The organism is Bacillus basilensis (assembly GCF_050630465.1).
In the GTDB taxonomy this organism is placed as follows: domain Bacteria; phylum Bacillota; class Bacilli; order Bacillales; family Bacillaceae_G; genus Bacillus_A; species Bacillus_A basilensis.
Map to the genome: position 1 here is coordinate 1 of NZ_JBNTQO010000033.1, position 15,979 is coordinate 15,979.

Here is a 15,979-nt window from a genome sequence, read left to right on the forward strand (position 1 = left end):
TTTTGTATTAAGAAAAATCTTTCTTCTGTATCGTGGGCAAAACACAAAATGATAGTTAATTAATGACACGGTTGTTTGGGTTCTTCTATAATCATTCATCACGTTTGCATTGTGTCAGTTAGATTATAAAACTGCAACACGAAAGATAAAAAAATAAAAGATACCAATATTTTGGATACTTAGAGTGCCACAAACCTTGCGATTTTTAGTAGCACTCCTTATCCAACCTCACTTTCATCCCATGCCTAAAGGCGAGGGGCTTTCTCGTTCGGGAAAGGCTGTAATCCCCCCGTATAAAAAATAAGAAGCCTCTTTTTGAGAGACTTCTTATTTTTTATACAAACGACATACATAGGTTAAATATACACAATAAGATTAGGATGCTGAACCTTATTGCAGCTTTATTATAGCATATAACCTCTCATTTTTGTTTGATAATTCCAAATAATACAACTTTATCAATATTTGAATGCTTATTTACATAAAATACAAAAAAATAAAGCCAACTAAATATTTACTTATGGGACCAACACATGCAAAAACAGTTACCGTCCTATTCATAGTTTTGAAGATTTGTCATCTCCTTCTTTAAGAATACTTTAAAATTCAGATAGATTACCGTATATCGAAATCTTATGTATGCAGAATTACATATCAAATCTCATTGAAAATCATTCTCGTTGTAACTATAATGGTTTCAAGGAGTGATATTTTCACTCCGGTTTCAAATCTCACAGTATATTAAAGGAGGAACTAGCATTATGAAAAAAGTTATTTTAGCAGGGGCATTAGGAATTGCAGTACTATCAGGTATGAACTTACCAGGAGCAGAGGCACCTAAAGCGAGTGCGGCAACTACAAATTTAGATATTCAAGAAGTTACAAAATATTACTCTATGAGTTCCTATGAAGTTTCTCAAAAAGAATCATTTAATCTTAATAAAGGGGAAGAGCTTACAGTCTTTGTACAAAATTCCGGGTTCCCAATTTCTTATACAGTCTTTGATGCAGATAATCAAGTAATTGGCACATACAATGCTAATTCACCATACGGTCGCGTCTTCAAAGCACAAAAAGATGGTAATATTTCCGTTCAATTTCAAGCAGGAGTAAATTCTTCTTACATGAAGAAAATGAATTTCACAGCTAAATTTGCAGTGTCTAAACTGAACCAACAATAAAAAATTGAACAGCCCTCTTTAAAAGCAAATTAAAAAGGTATATCCCTTGAATGGGATATACCTTTAACTTTAGTGAATTTTATATTGACCAGATAACTGCTCTTGCGCCATACGAACTAAACGTTTTGTAATTTCTCCACCTACTGAACCATTTGCTCTTGCTGTTGAATCCGGTCCAAGTGTAACACCAAACTCCTGAGCAATTTCATATTTCATTTGTTCAATTGCACTTGCTGCAGCTGCTATTAAAATTTCGTTTGAATTATTATTTTCGCGAATTTGCATTTTTTAAACACCTCCGTTGAATTTGGTAATATCATGCTCTATTACCAACAAAATATGCAAAAAAATTATTTAGCCATTATATATATACCTAAGCTTTCATCCCTCTTTAGAAAATAGTAATCACTTGAAAGGCATATAAGACATGGCTTTCTTTTTTATATAGAATTTATAACTTAACTTCAAAAGATCGTTATTTATAATTACATTTACCCAACAATATTTTCGAACTTTTCCATTGTATTACTAATTTCAGTTTGATTATTAATCACTTCTCTTTGCAATTTTTCAGTCACATTCCTAACAATAGTTACACCATTTGTGATACTCTCTACATTTAAATTTATTTTTTTTATTGCACCATCAACATTACTGGCCAATCTTCTTACCTCTTCTGCTACTACTGCAAATCCACGTCCATGTTCTCCTACTCTTGCCGCTTCAATTGCTGCATTTAAAGATAAAATATTAGTTTGGGAAGAAATGTCCTTAATCATTTGAGCGATTTCACTTACTAAATTAATCTGTTCTTTTAAAGATTGTAACGCTTTCATATTTTCCTTAGAATTAATGTCTACCTTACTTCCTAAATCTATAGATAAATTCTTTAAATGTGAAACAACTTCTCTTGTTTGATTTTCACGATTTGTAATATCCGTTGCAATTTTTAGTACAGCATCTACTACTCCTTGTTCATTTTTAATTGGAATATAGGTAGCCTCAATCCAAGTTAAATTGCCTTTTTTACCAACTCTCTGAATTTTCTTTTGAAACTTAATTCCCTTTTTTAAATTCTCCCATAACTGATTATATTCACTACTATTTACAAAATTATAGGGACAAAATTGTTTATGTACCATGTTCTTCATTTCACTGATTGTATAACCCAAAGCTTGCGCAAAGTGATCATTTACCCAAATTACCTCTGTATCTAAGTTAAATTCTATCATTGCTAGATTGGATTCCAGTCCTACCAAAATCATTGTTTGATCTAATACCTGAGTGCTTCCACTTGATGAAATATTCATAATAAGACTCTCCCTTTTTATCCATTATACTTATTATAATGATTTATAAATATAAATAAAACTATAAAAGGACCTACTTGTATATGACAAGAAATAGGTCCTTTTATGATTTAAATTTCAAAAGCATAAAAATATTATAAACGGATTTTAAGTTACTTTACGCCCACTTGATTCCAAGCATCTTCTACTGCTTTATATGCTGCACTACCATAGCCATCATAATCAGCTGCAGATTGTAATAAAGCTGTACGAGCTTGTTTAAAATCACTTGTTGGTGTTAAATAAGTTGTTAATGCACGATAATAGATCTTTTCTGCTTTCTCTTTACCAATAGCATTGATTGTCAGATATGCGGCCTTATTCGGAATACCACTATTAATATGTACTCCACCGTTATCGCCTTCTTCAGTTGCTGGAAGATATTGATAATCTCTCATATGAGAAGGTTGTCCATATTTTTCGGGATTTGATAAACTACGAAGTGCATCTCCAGAAATACCAGGCGTATACACAGTTTCTCCTAAATCCCAGTTTGCAGGATCAACAAAATATCCAAATACATCAGAGAACGATTCATTTAATGCGCCTGATTGATTTACGTAACGAAGATCAGCTGAATACTGTGTGACAGCATGAGTTAATTCATGTGCGACAACATCAAGAGAACCAGAAAGCGGAATAAATTCACGTCCGTCACCATCTCCATAAATCATTTGCTGTCCATTCCAAAATGCATTGTTTACATCCACTCCATAATTCACACCAGAACGAATTGTTTTCCCTTTTCCATCAATACTGTTACGATTGTGAATATTTTTATAGTAGTCATAGACTTTTCCAGCATTATAATGAGCATCGACCGCAGGTCCTTGATCTTTATTTATCCAAGCATTATCATCATCCAGAAGACGATAGTTAACTGGATAATCTGCATCACTATGATTTACTGTAAATGTTTCAATATAGCCTCCATTCATAGGCTTTGTTGTGTCTTTTAAATAGTATTTCCTCTTTACACTATCAAAGGTTGTATTCAGTTCTTTCCGATCGCCTAATACTCCATATCCATAACCTTTTTGAGGGCTATCTGCGTCTGTAACTGCATTATATGAATCTATGATTGATCCATCTTCTGCATTCACATAGATTTGCCAGTTTGCTCCGTAAGGTTTAATAAATTGCAGTTGCACCTTAAACGTTAGATAATACTTTCCGTCTTTTTCATATACAACTACATCTGCTTTTTCATTTGTAGATTCTAAGCTTTCTTTTACTTGGTCTAATGTATTTCCATCTACTTTTATTAAGGTATCATTTTTTGTAAGTTTAATATGTTTCCAAGCATTTGAAAGGGCTGTTTCTTTTGTAATTTTTGCTTTTGTATTACCTTTCAGACTTTCTGCAGCAGCTGGATGAACATCTCCATTTACTGTTGTTACCTTGCCCTCTTTATCTGTATGAACAATAAATTGTGCACCATCAACTGGCACTTTATTTACAGACCTTGTATAAATATAATGTTTCATACCTAAATCATCAGATTTTACTTCTTTCAGTATTAGATCCGTCTGTGGATTTACCTTAAATAGTTCTTTATTTTCTTCTAAAAACTCTTTCACTGCTTTTTGAGTTTCTACCTTCTTATCAGATAATTCACCTGAAAGAAATGATGGACTTCCTTGTTCCTCATTCCAATTCTTTTGTTGCACTTCCATTTTATCCATTACTTCTTTTTGAGATGCTTGTTCTTCTGCAAACGCAGTTGAAAAAGGCGCACCTACCATTGTTCCTGCAGCAAGTAATGTAATAACAGTTTTTTTCATACATCTTCCCCCTTCAATATAAGTAAAATAAAAAGTATAATTACAAACTTAAATATACAATTACTTTTAAAATATTTATATAAATATGAATAATTGCATATTTATATAAATAAAGTAGTGTCTATTTCTAAAACAAACTCAGAATATTGGAACTAATGAACGGAAGGTAGATTTCTAAAAAATGAGTTAAAGGTATGTTTTTGAAGACTTCATCTATAAAAAACGCCTGCAGATTTCTCTAGGGGTATTTTTATGATTTATTATTGATTGATTCCTTTTCTATCTACTATTTTCTTATAACAGCCATATTTGACTACCTGTCTCACATTTTATGCTCCTATTTGCTAGCTAGGGAGCATTCCAGAACCAAATTTTAATTGTGTCATATTTATTACATATTAGAATTTCAAGAGGGATTATGCGGATATTAGAATAAATTAAAATAGTATAGAAATAAAATGAAAGGGGCGTTACATCATGAGTTATAAAAAAGTAGTGTGTACTTGAAATTTTAAAAAGTTAAGTAACTTAATTTTTCGTTTTAATAGTGTTTTAAACATACCATATGAGGATGTGAGAAGATGAAGCTTGCACAAAGAATTTTAATTATAGTTGCATTCATTTTATCTGTATGGAACTTTTCTAATGTCAATGATGTGTTTGCCGAGGAAGTTGAGTTTTCAGGTTTAACTGCCCCTATCGGGGTAAATGTGCGTGATAATAAAAATTCAAACGGAAATATAATAGATGTTCTTCAAGGAAATCAAACCGTTTATTTCAATGGCTGGGAATATGGAGAAAGTTTAAAAGATTATTGGACTGGAAGTATAGATAATCGCTGGTTTTATTTTTTTAAAAACGGTAAAAAAGTATATGTTGCTTCGGCATTTATAAATGGAAATCCACCTAATTCCATAACAACTATTAAATTAAATGTTCCTAACATTAAACAACAGCAGTCTAATTGGTGTTGGGCAGGTACTTCAGTATCTGTTTTAAACTATTTTGGGCAACCAACTACACAACAACAATTTGTAGGATATGTAAAGGGAGGCTTATACAATTATCCAGCTACTTCTAGAGAAATACAAAATGGCCTTATTTATTTTGGTTTAACTTCAACAATTAATAGAGGAACTCTTTCTTATGATGAGTTTAGAAGCCAAATTAATAGTAATAAACCAATGATTACACTAATTAATTGGAAAAATGGAGGGAATATTGGTCATTTTCTTGTGTTAGATGGTTATTTTAAAGGTATGAATAATATGAACTATATTACCTATATGGATCCTTGGTATGGAGATCATTATCAACATAACTTTGAATCATTTAAAAATAACGATAGATTTTGGTGGAATGAAACAGTTCAAGGCATTAGTAGAGGATATTAAATGAAAATAAGGAGGGACATAAGTTTATGAAAAAGATACTGAGAACTATAATTTTAGGCTTATTTTTAAGTATTGCATTAATAAGTATGAATAAAATTGCTCAAGCAACGGATAATTCTAAAGAGCCACCTGAAAAGATAGCATTAAAAGATTATCAAAATAGTAAAAGCACCCTATTAAAAGATGGGAAGCAACTTTATCAAAATCATAATTTTACATCTAACTCACCTTTAGAAATATCCACATTTTTTTTCCATGTCTATGAAATACAACAACAAAATATTATAAATAATGACTCCCAAAAACTATCCGAATATTTATTGCCTACAGATGAAAAATTATGGTTTATTTTAAATAAAAACAACCCAGAGGGATTAATTTTCACAAATGAACAAGAGCCTATACGTATGGGGGGAGAAAAACGTAGTAAGGATTTATATGAAATCTATAGGTCTATACAAACAAACGTAAAACAAATCAAAAAAATTATATATATTGAATTTGAAGGACAAGGATTATTTGTTGTTTCTCACGAAAATGGAGAAGAAGTATATGCGAGTGAAGGTGCTTCTTTTATTTTAGGAGTTCCATCAGCAAAAAAAATTAATCCTGATGAAATTATTTTAAAAATGAAGGAAAGAATTCTCTTGTCTCAACAATAAGATTAATGAAGGAAGAAGGGGCCTCTTTTGGTAATCCGTCCCCTTTGTAAAGGACATTTTAAAAAAGTTAGGCAGTCGTAAGAAGATGATTTCTGTATTCAACAGGAATCATCTTCTTTAAATTCCACTGATACCTATGCTGACTATAGTATTTCATATAAGCTTTAATTTCTTGTTTTAGCTTGGTGAAAGAGGTATAAGTTTTTATGTGGATATTGTTCCTACTATTAACTACACACATCTCATGCAAAGCCTCGCTACAACATAAACAAATTCATCTTATGACCGCGTTTCTTCTTACGAAATTAAGTAATTGTTTCAATAGCTGGTTTGGGAATCATAGAATTACTTTCTTTCTCAGCCCTATTATTCTGTTCTTTTGCCTAAAATTCCAATATCCCCATTACTTCTTTCGTAAATAGTTTAAAATCAGTTAAATGTTTTTCAATAATTTGACGAACAATATCTAAATTTACACTTTGATAATCATGAACAGCAATATTACGAAATCCAACCATTGCTTTTAACTTATTTGCTAGATCAGCGTTAAGTAATCCTGCTGTAACCAATAAGTCAAAGGCCTCTCGACTAGATTGGGGTAGTCCTAATTTTTCCCCTGCAACAATATGCATCGCTAAATCAATACTCGCTTCACAAGCTCTTTGTATGTTCAATATTATTGAATCTTGTTTTGTAAAGTCCTCTAAATTTTCAGGGTCATTTCCATACACATCTTGAATTCTTTTTATACAACGTTCTATTGTAGAAATTTTATTTAAAATAACCTCATTCTTCATATATAGAACCTCTTTTCTTTATATCATCAAATACTATCTGTCGTTCTTCATTTAATTTTGAATACATTTTTAAGGTCTTCATTTCAAAAATGACCTTACGTTTTTCATCCGAACAAAATATTGTCTTTCCTGTATGTATAATCTGAGCTTGAAAAACTGTAGAAGCTTCGGATAAATCAACTAAATCAACATCTCTATGAACAATGTTAGCTAACTCCTGTGCTAATAAAAAACGTTCATAGTTCCCTAAAGTTGTGTCACTTAAATAAGCTATATCAATATCACTATCTTCTCGTTCTCTGTTCTCAGCCGTTGATCCAAACACAATTATCCAATAGGGATTCACCGTCTCTTGTAATTTTTCTATAATAGCTGTTATCATGCTTTGAAAAATCATCTCATTAATCCCCCTTAGTATACTTGAATTTTATTATATCATAACCAATCATCAATCCTTTAAACTACTACAAATACTTACACAAAACTAGAAGCTTATTTCTGACCTAAAATTATTATAGTTCAGGGGGTAGGTATGTTGTAGCCTTGAACTATAATAATTGTTTATAATCCAACACTTCGCCTGTTAAATGCCTTTTATATTTTCTTCTTGCAAGAGCAAAAGGCTGACAGCGTATGTCAGCCTTTTACTTTTATAACTCTGAAGAACTTTAGCCTATTTTAATATAAATTCTAATAATTTGAGGGTATATTACTCTAACAAAGACTTATATATTAATCCACCTTTAATTTTTCTTTTACTTTTGTAGGGAGTTCGTCTTTCTTAATCTCTTCCCAAGATTTCACACCTTTTTTCTCAGAGTAATATATATGTAAAAATGCTTCTTTACGAAGGTTTTTTAACGCTGTAAACTCCATTTCTTTCTCTTTACCATCCTTATCAAATCCAGGTAATTTATATTGGTAAGTCGTATCCCCATTTACATTTTTCTCTTTTAATTTTTCACCATCTTTGGTAATTTGCACATAATATGTATCTGTACCAAGACGATTTAAATTACACCCCGATAACAACACAGTAAACATCACAAAAACACTACACATAAGCACTATTCGTTTCATATTACTCACCTCATATCTTTTCTCACAAAAATTATATCCTAATCTATTTGCTGCCAACATTCATTTCCATTACGCTAACATTACGTTTTTGTAAGGTAGTAAAAACAGCATAAAATTAAAAGGATATGAATTCGTATTTCTATTGAATCCATATCCTTTGTTCTTATTGAGTAAACTATTTTACCTCATTCTAAATAAGAGGTATTTTTATTATTCTGGGAAAATGAAATTAGAGTTCCCTTCACTATTATCGGAATCCTCTTTCGGGAACGTAATAGTAGAACCTTGATTTCCTTTATTTATTTCTTGCTCTTCAGGAAATACAATGGAAGAATCATTACCTAAGTTTGGTGAAAAACCAAGTTTAGATAAAATGGCTTTTAAGTCAGGTAAAACACCAATTTTATCAGAGATTGGATCGTTAGATTTCGTTCCAGTATTAGGGTCACTTAAAATATCCCTAAGCTGGCTTGGTGTATATACTTTTCCCTGATTATTTTTTGCAATTCCTTGAATTGATGCAGCAGCACCAGCAATAATAGGCGATGCACTAGATGTTCCAGCAAAACTAGATGTATATAGATTTGTTGTAAATTTACTTGGTTTAGCATCTGTAGTATCAACTGCATTCCCCCATCCATACACATCTACTCTACTACCGTAATTAGAGAAATATGAACGTTTATGAGGAACCCTTGCAGAAGCTGCTCCAACCATAATTGCCCCTGAATCTTTAAAATCAGGACTATTACGATTTAAAACTTGTTTACCATTACGGTCTCTGAATTGATCTAAATCGTTTCCGCCGTTTGCACCTGCTTCAATAATAATAATTCCTTTATTTGCTCCCAGACGAATTGCATCAAATATATCCGGTTTTACTTCTACAGGAAGATAGTTCTTATCTCCATATCCATCGTAAGTTGCTTGTGCCTCTAGTAAAAGAATATCTCCAGCTTGCATATTGTTAACCGCACTTAAAATAGCATCAGCTGTATTATAATTTCCGTTATCCCTAATTTGAGATACAACCTTTACCTTAGCTTTGGGTGCGATTCCAATTCCGCCTATGTTATTATCCTCTGCCGAAACAATTCCTAAGACTGAAGTACCATGATCATGGTGCTCGCTTTTATTCTGTCCAGATATCAATTCAATCTTTTGATTCACTAAATCCTCATGACTAAATAACCACCCATACTCCATATCTACGAATGTAGTCCCTTTTCCATCCCCACCTTTTATGCTCCAGGCATAAGGTGCATTAATTCCTAATGGTGCTGGTTCAAGATAACCTTGTCTTGTAAGTCTAGGCTCATCATATGGGTTAACAGATAAATTTGGTAAACGCTCTTCTGGTGACGCCTCTTCTTCCTGTAAATACGCCGTTTCAACAAGAGATGATTTCTCAATTTTTGTAAGTAACGCTTGTACATCAATACCATCTTGAGTTTCTACAATATAGTAGTTTAGCAAATTAGAAGAAATATGATCAGAATCTTTTATTTCTTTACCTAGATTTTTAATTTCTTTAGGATTTAAAGAATTAAAAAGTCGATTTATAGTTACATTTGGATATTCAGCTAAAATTCCAATGAATTCAGGATCTTGTTTTTCTTCTTTAATGAATTTTTCTATTCCATCCTGATATGGTAAATTCGCTTCATTTTTAAATTTTAAAATTAATTGTTTAGTAGCTTGCTTATGTACAGTAGAATTCAATTGCTTATTTGAATAATTGTAAGTAGCTGCGTAGGCAACTTCTGATTTTTCACTTGGAAGTATACCACCTACTCCATTAAATGCTGTTAATGCAATTGAAGAAACTAGAATTCCCTTAAAAATTTTCAAAACGCGCACCTCTTTTTATTAATATGTAATTATAAAAAAATGTATATTACCTAATTTCTTTCTAGAAATATATTTTATATGTAGGTCTATATTTTCAACTCCATTCATTCTTAAATATTTGTTTATACATCATTAATAGAACTAACTCATGTCAATCCAATCTATTAATTCAGTTACAAACCTGTAACTATTATAGTTACAGGTTTGGTGAATAGTCAACCTTATATGTAATTTTGCATTAAAAATCATAGATACTTCTATAAACTTACCCCTAATTATTGTAAGAGAGATTGAGCTTCTATCATTTTAAGTAACTGCATATATGTAATATAAAACATATATGGGGGGTTAAAACGTGGTAATTTCAAGACAAGATTCTTGGACTAATGATAACGATTTAATTCTCGCATCAACAGTACTTCAGTATATTCGTAACGGTGGAACACAGTTAGCTGCATTCAAAGAAGTAGCAAAACTACTAGCTAGAACACCCGCAGCTTGTGGATTTCGTTGGAATTCATATGTGAGAAAACAATACCAAGACGAAATACAACAAGCCAAACAACACCGAAAAGTGGGAAACAACATTCCTCTCTCCCCACCAGAAAAAAAAACAAACTCTTTGTCTATTACATTAGATGACATTATTCTCTTTCTACAAAATTATAAAGATGTGAATGAATTGACAGTTTTACAAAATCAAATTGAAGATTTAGAAGCGGAGAATCAATCCCTTCTACAACGTTTAACTATGTATGAAGAAGAGTATCGTATGTTACTGAACCATATCGATAAGACAAGAAATTTAATTGTAGTGGATTAAACAGCATAACTAGATTGATGTTCCTGCAAGACTTTAACTCTCCAAAATTGCTATTAATAAAGGCAATTCAGTCTCTTATAATTAAAAATACACATACATAATGTATGTGTATTTTTAATTTAACTATTTTTAAAAGAAATATTTAGTCTATATTACATCTTTTCTAATATTTCTTGTCTTTCACACCATTTCGTTAGTTTTTCTAATGCCTTTTTAGATAAACGTTTTGTTTTATAATTACAAAACCTAGATAATGTAGACGGAGAAATACTAATTTCATCTGCTATTTCACGAATGCTTACTTTTTTTTCATTGTGTACTTTCAGTATTTGTTCACGGATCTTCTTCTCTATTTGTTCGACTGATTCTACAGTCTTCTTTACTTCTTTAACAACTGTTACTTCAGGTAATTGTTCTTGAAGTCCTTCTATACTTTTCTTTCCGATTACCCTATCCATTGATTGCAGCATTTCCTCAGGCGGTAAAATCGTTATTCCTAAATTAGCATAATAGTTTTAAACCAATTACGTTTCCCAATTTATTGTTCATCAAGTGGGTCACTATATTCCCAATGAGAAATTACTTTTTCATTTTCTAAATCCATTAGAACATTTTCTAACTGTTCTCTAATACGATTTGGCTTCCAATCTTTTGGAATATCCATTACTGCTAGCAGCCCTTTGTCCCCGCCTATAGAATATGGTTTTTTCAATGATTAATACATTTGGTTAATTCTCCATTGCCATGTTAAGTATCGAATTAACCTTTTATGATATTTGTGTCTATAACTATTGTATTCAAGTGCTTTTTTAGACAATAACGCTGTTGTATTATTTGATCCGTATAAGTAATTGGTTAAAAAGCTGCCTGGCTTAATACGACAAGACTCAATGCCCATGTATTCATTAGTAACACTATGTCTCCACAATACAACTGAATCTAATACAAATAACCTTTTGATTACTTCACGTTTTAATTCTAAACGTTCTCCATCATCATCACGGTCATTTAATACTACTACCTCATTATCATCATTTAAATAGATAAAAATGCTTGCTAAAGCCGCAACTCCCTTTGCTATTTTAATTTTATCTTCCGCTCTATAGTATTCTTTATTTTTGACTACTGTTTTTGGAATGTTACACATTTCTAAAACTTGCTCATAAGAAAAATCAATGAATTCATCTGGAGATTTTGCTTCGTTTATCCATTGTATTGTAATTGCATCTAAACAATCTGCCGTTAAATCATCCATATTACTCATTACATCATCGACAAGGGTATTCCACCGAGCAGCTTCTTCTATATTTGTAAGTCTTAAATCTTCATCTTTGTGTGAAGAAAGCTGAGCTACACCATTAAAAGAATTAGTTTCAATAGGATATTATAAAACCTTACTTAACTCATCTTCTTCAAATTGATTTTTTGCAATCCCATCTCTTAGCTTATAATAGACAGCAGAGTTATTTACCTCATAATAATCCTCATGGTTTACTATGCTTGTCTTATCTATATTTTGATCATTTTCTACTACTATGGAACTTGAAGGTGCTACATCTTGAAATTCTTTTTCTATAAATCCTTCGATTTCTTTATATATTTCTTCCTTATAGGAATCAATTTTCGCATAAATTTGTACTAATGTAATACCGGATTCTTGCTTTTTTTCTAGCCAAGACACTAATACAGTATATGATGAAGAAGCATGAGGTGAGGTTAATACTTTATTATTATTGTTTTCAACATCTTTAAAGTATGCATTCCACTTATTCCATACTAGTTCATTTTTTTATAAATTGGCTCAGAGATTAGCAATGCATCTCGAAACATTTGTAATAAGTTATCCACTTTATATTCCTCCCTAAACCACGGATTACAACAAAGTAGTTTTCATTATAAAATTTCTTACTACTATTATATTTAATTTATTGTAACAGATATTTACAAGATTTTGAGCTTTGCTTTCCCTTAATCCTCAATCTGCAACATGGTTGCTCTTTCTCTTCCATATTTCTTCTTTACTTGCATTCCTTTTGCGCTTTGCTTTCCCTTAATTCTTAACTTGCAACATGGTTGCTCTTTCTCTTCCTATTTCTTCTCTACTTGCATTCCTTTTGCGCTTTGCTTTCCCGTAGTCCTTAATTTGCAACATGGTTGCTTTTTCTCTTTCCTATTTCTTCTTAACTTGCAACACGTTTGCGGTATCCTTAACACAAAAAAAATCATAAAATTCTCTTATCCCTTGATACAAATAGGTTCGTGAGCTGTTGCAAGTTGCTATTTTTCTTCTTAAAGGAGCATGTTTCAACATTTTTCATTTTGCTATAATCAAAATTGGCATATTTTATAGTATTTTGGCATATATTTCTGAATTTGTAGAACGGAGGTGAAAAAGATGGGAAAATCATTTATAATACGAAATCAACGTAGCTTAAATGGGGAAACAACCAATGCGGTTGTTGATTTGAATTAAAGTTTAATCAAAAAAGCTCCACAAACCCATATTATATGATAGATAAGAAGACTCCATTTTGAAAAAGATTAATCAAAATGGAGTCTTTTCTATTCAAATAAACATTCTTTTTTATAAAAAAGTTTGATTAAAATTCACTTAGAATTTTTTAATTAAAAGGATAAAACATCGTAACCTTTTTTTAACGTCGCGACTGTATTTAAAAGCAACATTTGGTCATATGAAAGATGAATTAGATTATAAAGATTGTCAAACCTTTGAATCCCTTGAGCTCAACATAAAGGATTATATAGAGGAGTATAATTATAATCGTTATCAGTGGACATTAAAAAAGATGACTCCAATCGAATACCGGAACCACCTTTTAAGTGCTTGATTTTTCAGGGCTTTTTTATTATTACGTTACTATGTCGTATTTAATTACAGACTTACGGCATTTGATCCCTTAAATCAGCTAGTGGAATAACCTTATCTACAAGCCATAACTTCTTATTTCCATCATAAATTAAATTGATTTGCATCAATGACATATTTTCAGATGATATACCATTGATAATCATTTTACTTTTAACCTTAGCAAGTACGTTTGCTTTGGTAGTATCTATGAAAGCATAGTACAACTCGCCACCAATGTACTCTGATTTAAAAGCTACCTTTTTCTTATCTTTTTCCTCTGCAGTACTTGAAGCCGGTGGATTTGGTGCACCAGGAGGTGTCAATTCTTTCTTCGCATTTGGAGTTATATACGCTTCAACATTTGTAAGATATGATTCTCCTTTACCAGTATCATATGTTCGAAATGCTTTCAAAAATCTCTCAGCTGCTTCCTTTACCTGTTGTTGGTTATTACTCTTTAAAGCTTGCAATTCTTTCTCCGTATCCTTATATTGTGATTCTACTTTTTGTATTTTCTTAGACAGCTTTGCCTTTTCATCTTTAAGTTGGGCATTATCTGCATTTATTTTAAAATTCAATCCTATGCTACCTATAAGCAATACGATTAATAAAATTGTCGTTTTTTTCATTTCACCCCTCCTATCTTGCCACCTTACCATAACCCGCAAAATGCTGTTGCCAATAAGGATTACTTAAATCTGCGTAACCAATTGGATCTCCCGCATGATACATACGATTATTACCTACATAAATTCCAACGTGTGAAATACCTGGTTTATAGGTACCTTGGAAAAATATTAAATCTCCTGGTTGTGGATCATTGGTTCGCTGTGTAATTTTAAATTGTGTTTCTGCAGTACCATTTAGATTAACACCGGCCTGCCCATATACCCACTGAATGAGTCCACTACAATCAAATGATGTTTGTGGAGTTCTTCCTGCCCAAACATAGGGCCACCCCTGATATTTAATTGCTTCATCCATTACCTTTTTAAATAATTCATCTCCGCCGGCTACAGGTCCACCACCACTACCACCTTGATAATATCTTAATACATGTGGAACATAGTCTGGATCACCATAACACCAATTATTGGCTACTGCTTCTGCACTTCGCCAAGAAGCACATTTATAACCAGTTTTTGCTGTCTGTTCTGCTGAAAATGCTCTTGCATTCGCGTGTGTATATCCACCGTTAGAAAGTGCATAGTTTGCATAACCAGTACCATAGTTATAACACTGTAGTGTAATATTTGGATCGCCGTTGGATTTTTTATGACAATCAGCAAAATGCATTAAACCATATTTAATACTTTCTTCTGGATCTGTAAAATATCCTGGACCATATCCTTGTGATTCCGAACTTTGCATTACATCCAATTGAGTCCCAGAACTTTCTTGTTGAATAAGAGCTAGTATTAATGGAGTCATTGCTTCAATTCCATGTTGTGCTGCATACTTTCTCACCAATGGCTCCCATCTCATTACTTCAGGGCTAACACTTGCAGTACCTGGTGTAAAAGGACCACCAATTTCCCCGGGACTGACTTCATCCTCTCCCATTGTAGCAGTTAATAAAAAGATGACTATTCCTAAACCTGCAACAACAGCCAGAATAACACCGGCTATTATTAATAATGGCTTCGCAACTGCAACTGTAGCTGCCTTTTGAGCTACCTTAACCGCTACTTTCTTACCAACTTGTGCAACTGCTTTACCCGCTATTTTGGATCCTTTTCCAGCCGCCTTTCCTAAAGAATGGCCTGCCTTTTTCAAGGCAGGCTTAGCATTCCCTAGTTCAGCTTCAGGATGATGTTCATTTTCAAAGTCGCGATTTGGTTCCGCACTCAATGTATAAACCCTCCCTCACGAGCTGAATTATTTTGGTTTTATCGTTTCTTTTGCTTTTACATTTTTTAAAGCTTCTTGTTGTGTTTGTGCTTTCGTTTCAACTTTTTTAATTGCTGCTCCTTCTTTTACCTGTTGCTGATTATTCACTTTAGGAACATTTTTTGTTTGTTGTTGATTAACTGGTTTTACCTCTACTTGTTTTTGTGGCGTACTTACATGTGAAGTAGTAACTGGTTTACTTTCAATCGGATTCGCTGGTGTTGGTGTTGGTCCTGACTGTGGTGTTGTGATTGGTTTGCCCTCCACCGGATTCGCTGGCGATGGTGTTGGTCCCGACT

13 protein-coding genes and 6 pseudogenes are annotated in these 15,979 nt (G+C 32.3%); 5 read left to right on the forward strand and 14 right to left on the reverse strand.

The window, feature by feature from the left end:
• Window positions 1-102 (reverse strand): annotated as a pseudogene (locus tag ACQVV1_RS28925) (IS200/IS605 family transposase); the annotation flags it as partial.
• Between the two features lie 659 nt (window positions 103-761).
• Here ACQVV1_RS28925 and ACQVV1_RS28930 point away from each other — a divergent pair.
• On the forward strand, window positions 762-1,181 hold the full coding sequence (locus ACQVV1_RS28930) for a hypothetical protein (RefSeq protein ID WP_000755782.1): 420 nt from the start codon (window positions 762-764) through the stop codon (window positions 1,179-1,181).
• A 69-nt stretch (window positions 1,182-1,250) separates the two neighbouring features.
• Here the strand turns inward: ACQVV1_RS28930 and ACQVV1_RS28935 are convergent, their stop codons facing one another.
• The 4 genes and pseudogenes from ACQVV1_RS28935 to ACQVV1_RS28950 form a co-directional block, all read right to left on the reverse strand.
• On the reverse strand, window positions 1,251-1,466 hold the full coding sequence (locus tag ACQVV1_RS28935) for an alpha/beta-type small acid-soluble spore protein (RefSeq protein ID WP_001167047.1): 216 nt from the start codon (window positions 1,464-1,466) through the stop codon (window positions 1,251-1,253).
• A 206-nt stretch (window positions 1,467-1,672) separates the two neighbouring features.
• Window positions 1,673-2,173, reverse strand: a complete 501-nt coding sequence (locus ACQVV1_RS28940) for a methyl-accepting chemotaxis protein (RefSeq protein WP_396023142.1) — start codon at window positions 2,171-2,173, stop codon at window positions 1,673-1,675.
• Window positions 2,147-2,491: pseudogene (locus ACQVV1_RS28945) on the reverse strand (PAS domain-containing protein); the annotation flags it as partial. The gene ACQVV1_RS28940 and the pseudogene ACQVV1_RS28945, both read right to left, overlap by 27 nt.
• Window positions 2,492-2,643: 152 nt before the next feature.
• Window positions 2,644-4,314, reverse strand: coding sequence for a M4 family metallopeptidase (locus ACQVV1_RS28950; protein ID WP_336376761.1), 1,671 nt, complete (start codon window positions 4,312-4,314; stop codon window positions 2,644-2,646).
• A 581-nt stretch (window positions 4,315-4,895) separates the two neighbouring features.
• Here ACQVV1_RS28950 and ACQVV1_RS28955 point away from each other — a divergent pair.
• Window positions 4,896-5,708, forward strand: coding sequence for a C39 family peptidase (locus ACQVV1_RS28955; protein WP_242253818.1), 813 nt, complete (start codon window positions 4,896-4,898; stop codon window positions 5,706-5,708).
• Between the two features lie 26 nt (window positions 5,709-5,734).
• Window positions 5,735-6,370, forward strand: a complete 636-nt coding sequence (locus ACQVV1_RS28960; protein ID WP_242253820.1) for a hypothetical protein — start codon at window positions 5,735-5,737, stop codon at window positions 6,368-6,370.
• 67 nt (window positions 6,371-6,437) lie between these two features.
• Here the strand turns inward: ACQVV1_RS28960 and ACQVV1_RS28965 are convergent.
• The 5 genes and pseudogenes from ACQVV1_RS28965 to ACQVV1_RS28985 form a co-directional block, all read right to left on the reverse strand.
• Window positions 6,438-6,584 (reverse strand): annotated as a pseudogene (locus ACQVV1_RS28965) (IS3 family transposase); the annotation flags it as partial.
• A gap of 169 nt (window positions 6,585-6,753) precedes the next feature.
• Window positions 6,754-7,167 carry a type VII toxin-antitoxin system HepT family RNase toxin gene (hepT, locus tag ACQVV1_RS28970; protein ID WP_336376760.1) on the reverse strand — a complete coding sequence of 138 codons (414 nt, stop codon included), beginning with the start codon at window positions 7,165-7,167 and terminating at the stop codon, window positions 6,754-6,756.
• Window positions 7,157-7,564 carry a type VII toxin-antitoxin system MntA family adenylyltransferase antitoxin gene (gene mntA / locus ACQVV1_RS28975; RefSeq protein ID WP_000577223.1) on the reverse strand — a complete coding sequence of 136 codons (408 nt, stop codon included), beginning with the start codon at window positions 7,562-7,564 and terminating at the stop codon, window positions 7,157-7,159. The genes hepT and mntA overlap by 11 nt, the downstream gene beginning before the upstream one ends.
• 335 nt (window positions 7,565-7,899) lie before the next feature.
• Window positions 7,900-8,247, reverse strand: coding sequence for a YxeA family protein (locus ACQVV1_RS28980; protein WP_336376758.1), 348 nt, complete (start codon window positions 8,245-8,247; stop codon window positions 7,900-7,902).
• A 210-nt stretch (window positions 8,248-8,457) separates the two neighbouring features.
• On the reverse strand, window positions 8,458-10,098 hold the full coding sequence (locus ACQVV1_RS28985; protein ID WP_336376757.1) for a S8 family peptidase: 1,641 nt from the start codon (window positions 10,096-10,098) through the stop codon (window positions 8,458-8,460).
• Between the two features lie 355 nt (window positions 10,099-10,453).
• Between ACQVV1_RS28985 and ACQVV1_RS28990 the strand changes: the two genes are divergently transcribed.
• A complete protein-coding gene (locus ACQVV1_RS28990) occupies window positions 10,454-10,921 on the forward strand; it encodes an RsfA family transcriptional regulator (RefSeq protein ID WP_431169892.1) in 468 nt (155 codons plus the stop codon).
• Between the two features lie 152 nt (window positions 10,922-11,073).
• Here the strand turns inward: ACQVV1_RS28990 and ACQVV1_RS28995 are convergent.
• Window positions 11,074-12,769, reverse strand: a pseudogene (locus tag ACQVV1_RS28995) (helix-turn-helix domain-containing protein).
• 836 nt (window positions 12,770-13,605) lie between these two features.
• Between ACQVV1_RS28995 and ACQVV1_RS29000 the strand changes: the two are divergent.
• A pseudogene (locus ACQVV1_RS29000) lies at window positions 13,606-13,770 on the forward strand (IS3 family transposase); the annotation flags it as partial.
• A 52-nt stretch (window positions 13,771-13,822) separates the two neighbouring features.
• Here ACQVV1_RS29000 and ACQVV1_RS29005 read toward each other — a convergent pair.
• The 3 genes and pseudogenes from ACQVV1_RS29005 to ACQVV1_RS29015 form a co-directional block, all read right to left on the reverse strand.
• Complete coding sequence (locus ACQVV1_RS29005) at window positions 13,823-14,419, reverse strand: prefoldin domain-containing protein (RefSeq protein ID WP_336376756.1); 597 nt, start codon at window positions 14,417-14,419, stop codon at window positions 13,823-13,825.
• Window positions 14,420-14,429: 10 nt separating this feature from the next.
• Window positions 14,430-15,641, reverse strand: a complete 1,212-nt coding sequence (locus ACQVV1_RS29010; protein WP_336376755.1) for a bifunctional lytic transglycosylase/C40 family peptidase — start codon at window positions 15,639-15,641, stop codon at window positions 14,430-14,432.
• A 27-nt stretch (window positions 15,642-15,668) separates the two neighbouring features.
• A pseudogene (locus ACQVV1_RS29015) lies at window positions 15,669-15,979 on the reverse strand (hypothetical protein); the annotation flags it as partial.

Bases quoted from the DNA above. Each gene is read 5' to 3' on its own strand.
- ACQVV1_RS28960 (WP_242253820.1), top strand. From the start codon at position 5,735: ATGAAAAAGATACTGAGAACTATAATTTTAGGCTTATTTTTAAGTATT.
- hepT (WP_336376760.1), bottom strand. From the start codon at position 7,167: ATGAAGAATGAGGTTATTTTAAATAAAATTTCTACAATAGAACGTTGT.
- ACQVV1_RS28950 (WP_336376761.1), bottom strand. From the start codon at position 4,314: ATGAAAAAAACTGTTATTACATTACTTGCTGCAGGAACAATGGTAGGT.
- ACQVV1_RS28980 (WP_336376758.1), bottom strand. From the start codon at position 8,247: ATGAAACGAATAGTGCTTATGTGTAGTGTTTTTGTGATGTTTACTGTG.
- ACQVV1_RS28955 (WP_242253818.1), top strand. From the start codon at position 4,896: ATGAAGCTTGCACAAAGAATTTTAATTATAGTTGCATTCATTTTATCT.
- mntA (WP_000577223.1), bottom strand. From the start codon at position 7,564: ATGATTTTTCAAAGCATGATAACAGCTATTATAGAAAAATTACAAGAG.
- ACQVV1_RS29005 (WP_336376756.1), bottom strand. From the start codon at position 14,419: ATGAAAAAAACGACAATTTTATTAATCGTATTGCTTATAGGTAGCATA.
- ACQVV1_RS28930 (WP_000755782.1), top strand. From the start codon at position 762: ATGAAAAAAGTTATTTTAGCAGGGGCATTAGGAATTGCAGTACTATCA.
- ACQVV1_RS28935 (WP_001167047.1), bottom strand. From the start codon at position 1,466: ATGCAAATTCGCGAAAATAATAATTCAAACGAAATTTTAATAGCAGCT.